We start from the raw sequence: 3,839 nt of genomic DNA, 5'->3' as shown, positions 1-3,839 counted from the left end.
CGGCGGAGTCGGGTTTCTCGGTGACCGAGGCGATGTCGGCGCCGAAGACGGTCACCGGCATCGACCGGGTGCAGCCGACACTGTTCGCCTTCCAGGTGGCGCTGGCGACCGCGATGCGCGCCTACGGTGTGCGGCCGGGGGCGGTGATCGGCCACTCGATGGGCGAGATCGCGGCGGCCGTGGTGGCCGGCGCGCTGTCGCTGCCCGACGGGGTCAGGGTGATCTGCCGGCGCTCGGCGTTGATGTGCCGGATCGCCGGCGCGGGCGCGATGGCCTCGGTGGAGCTGCCCGCCCAGCAGGTGCGCGACGAACTGGCCGCCCGCGGCGTCGGCGACGTGGTGGTCTCGGTGGTCGCGTCGCCCAACTCCACCGTGATCGGCGGGGCGACGCAGGCGGTGCGCGATCTGGTCGCGGAGTGGGAGGGCCGCGAGGTGATGGCCCGCGAGGTGGCCGTGGACGTCGCCTCGCACTCGTCCCAGGTCGATCCGATCCTCGCCGACTTGGCCGCCCAACTCGCCGATCTGACGCCGGCGGCGGCTGAAGTGCCGTATTACTCTGCGACGCTGGACGATCCACGCGCCCGGCCGGCGTTCGACGCCGGATACTGGGTGGACAACCTGCGCCAGTCGGTGAAGTTCGCCGCCGCGGTGCAGGCCGCCCTCGACGACGGCCATCGCGTCTTCGGTGAACCGTCGCCGCATCCGCTGCTGACCCGGGCGGTCGAACAGAACGCGGGCGCCTCCGACGTTGGCATCGCCGCGCTGCCGGCCATGCGCCGCGAGCAGCCGATGCCGCACGGGCTGTTGGGCTTCCTGGCGGATCTGTTCAGCGCCGGCGCCGCCATCGACTTCTCCGCGCTGTACCCGGGCGGTCGGCTGGTGGACGCGCCGCTGCCGACGTGGACCCACCAGCGGCTGCTCGTCGACGCCGGCGGGGCGGGCGCGCCGGGGCGCGGGCAGTTCACGCTCGACGTGCATCCGCTGTTGGGTGCCCACGTGCGGCTGCCGGAGGAACCGGAACGCCACGCGTGGCAGGGCGGGGTGGGCACCGCGGCGTTGCCCTGGCTGGCCGACCATCGGGTGAACGGGGTCGGGGTTTTCCCGGGGGCGGGCTTCTGCGAGATGGCGCTGGCTGCCGCGGCGGCGGTGCTGGGGCCGGACGCGGAGGTGCGCGACGTCCGCTTCGAGGAGATGCTGCTGCTGGACGACGAGACGCCGGTGAGCGCGGTGGCTTCGATCCTGGACGCGGGCGTTGCCGAGTTCGTGGTGGAGACCGATCGCGACGGGGAACGGATCCGCAGCGCCGCGGCGGTGTTGCACGCGGTCGCCGACGAGCAGCCGCAGCGACGCGACGTCGCCGCCCTGCTGGCCACCCACCCGCAGCTGGAAGACGGTGCCGCGCTGCGACAGTCGTTCGCCGAGCGCGGCGTCGAGTACGGTCCGGCCTTCGCCGGTCTGGTGTCGACGCGCACCGCCGAAGGCAAGAGCCGCAGCGTGGTGGCCGAGGTCGCGCTCCCCGGCGCGGTCCGCGCGGAGCAGGGGAGTTACGGGGTGCATCCCGCCCTGCTGGACGCCTGCTTCCAGACCGTGCTGGCGCACCCCGCCGTCAAGGAGGCCGCCCACGGCAGCCTGCTGCCGTTGGGCGTCGCGCGGCTGCGCCGCCACGGTCCGGCGCGCGGCGCCCGCTATTGCCACCTCCGGCTCGTCGCGGCGACGGCGTCCTCGGTGGACGTCGACCTCGATCTGCTGGATTCCGACGGCACGGTGCTGCTGGCGGTGCAGGGCCTGCGCATGGGCCTCGGCCGGGGTGGCGGCCCCGACGAGCTGATGGCCGAGCGGCTGCTGACCGTCGACTGGGCGCGGCGGACGCTGCCGCCGGTGCCCGAGCGGCCGGTCGGCGCCTGGCTGCTGATCGACACCGCCGAGGCCGACCCGCTCGCGTCGACCCTGGCGGATACATTGAAATCCCTTGGCGCACAAACAGATTTCCTGAGCTGGCCACGGCAGGCCGAGCACCGCCCCAACGCTGAGCGGCTCGGCGCCGCGGTGCGTGGCGGCCTGGAGGGGGTGGTCATCGTGTGCCCGCCGCCGGCCGGGGAGCCGGACGATCGGGGCCTGCTCGACGGACGCGAACAGGTCCGCCATGTGGTGCGCATGATCCGCGACTTGCCGGAGATGTCGGCGACGCCGCCGCGCCTGTACGTCATCACGCGGCGGGCGCAGATCGTGCGGCCCGGGGACGCGCCGAACCTGGTCCAGGGCGGCCTGCGCGGCCTGCTGCGGGTGGTCGGCGCGGAGAACCCGCAGCTGCGGACCACCCAGATCGACCTCGAGGCCGACGCGGACGTCGAACGTGCCGCCCACGAATTGCTGTGCGGTTCGGCCGAGGACGAGACCGCGTGGCGCGGCGGGCAGTGGCACACGGCGCGGCTGCGCTGCACGCCCCTGGGCGCCGACGAACGCCGGGTCACCACGGTGAACCACGAGACGGAGGGGATGCGCGTGGCGGTCCGTCATCCCGGTGACCTGCAAACGCTGGAATTCGTCGCCGTCGACCGCAGGACGCCCGGCCCGGGCGAGGTGGAGGTCGCGATCGACGCGTCCAGCGTCAACTTCGCCGAAGTACTTGCCGCGCTTGGCCGTTACCCAGACCTGGAGGGCGAGCCGCACCAGCTGGGATTCGACCTGGGCGGCGTCGTCACCCGCGTCGGCGCGGACGTCACCGACCACCGCGTCGGCGACCGGGTCGGCGGTTTCTCCGGTTTCGCCAACGGCAGCTGGGGCACGTTCGTCACGTGTGACGCCCGACTGGTGACCACCCTGCCGTCCGGGATGACCGCCGGCCAGGCCGCAGCCGCGGCGACGGCCTACGGCACCGCGTGGTACGGGCTGTACGAACTGGCGGGGATCTCGGCCGAAGACAAGGTGCTCATCCACTCCGGCACCGGCGGCGTCGGTCAGGCCGCGATAGCGATCGCGCGAATGGTGGGGGCGGAGATCTACGCCACCGCGGGCAGCCCGGAACGGCGGGAGATGCTGCGCGACATGGGCATCGAGCATGTCTACGACTCACGCAGCACGGCGTTCGCCGACGAGATCCGCCGCGACACCGACGGGTACGGCGTCGATCTGGTGCTCAACTCGCTGACCGGTGCCGCCCAGCGCGCCGGGCTCAACCTGCTCGCCTACGGTGGGCGGTTCGTGGAGATCGGCAAGCGCGACATCTACGACGACGCCCGGCTGGGCCTGTATCCCTTCCGCCACAACCTCACGTTCTACGCCGTCGATTTGGCGCTGCTGACCAAGACGCACCCGCGGCGGGTGCAGCAGCTGTTGCGGGCGGTCTACCAGCGGATCGCGGACGGTGATCTGCCGCAACCGAATTGCACCGAATACCCGATATCGGAGGCGGCGACGGCGATCCGCGTGATGAGCGGCGCCGAGCACACCGGCAAGCTGGTGCTCACCGTGCCGCGCACCGGCCAGACCCGCGCGGTGCTGCCGCCGGAGCAGGCCCCGGTGTTCCGCGACGACGGCGCCTACATCGTCACCGGCGGCCTGGGCGGCCTGGGCTTGTTCCTGGCTTCCGAAATGGCCAAGGCCGGGTGCGGGCGGATAGTGCTGACGGCCCGCTCCAATCCCACTCCCAAGGCGCGCCAGGCAATCGAACGGCTGCGCGCGAACGGAACCGATGTGGTCGTGGAAAGCGGCAACATCGCCGAGTCAGACACCGCGGCCCGGGTGGTGGCCGCGGCCACGGCCACCGGACTAGCGCTGCGCGGGGTGCTGCATGCCGCCGCGGTGGTCGAGGACGCCGTGCTCGCCAACATCACCGACGAG

At 72.9% G+C, this 3,839-nt stretch carries 1 protein-coding gene; it reads left to right on the top strand.

Translation table 11 applies throughout. The features are described from left to right. Window positions 1-3,839: acyltransferase domain-containing protein (locus A9X05_RS10870; RefSeq protein ID WP_156736634.1), on the top strand; the 3,839-nt coding region annotated here is incomplete at both ends.

Origin of the sequence: Mycobacterium sp. E3298, assembly GCF_001666895.1 — a bacterium.
Taxonomy (GTDB): Bacteria; Actinomycetota; Actinomycetes; order Mycobacteriales; family Mycobacteriaceae; genus Mycobacterium.
The sequence above is the reverse complement of the archived record's forward strand: the minus strand, read 5'-3'. Positions and strand labels throughout refer to the sequence as shown.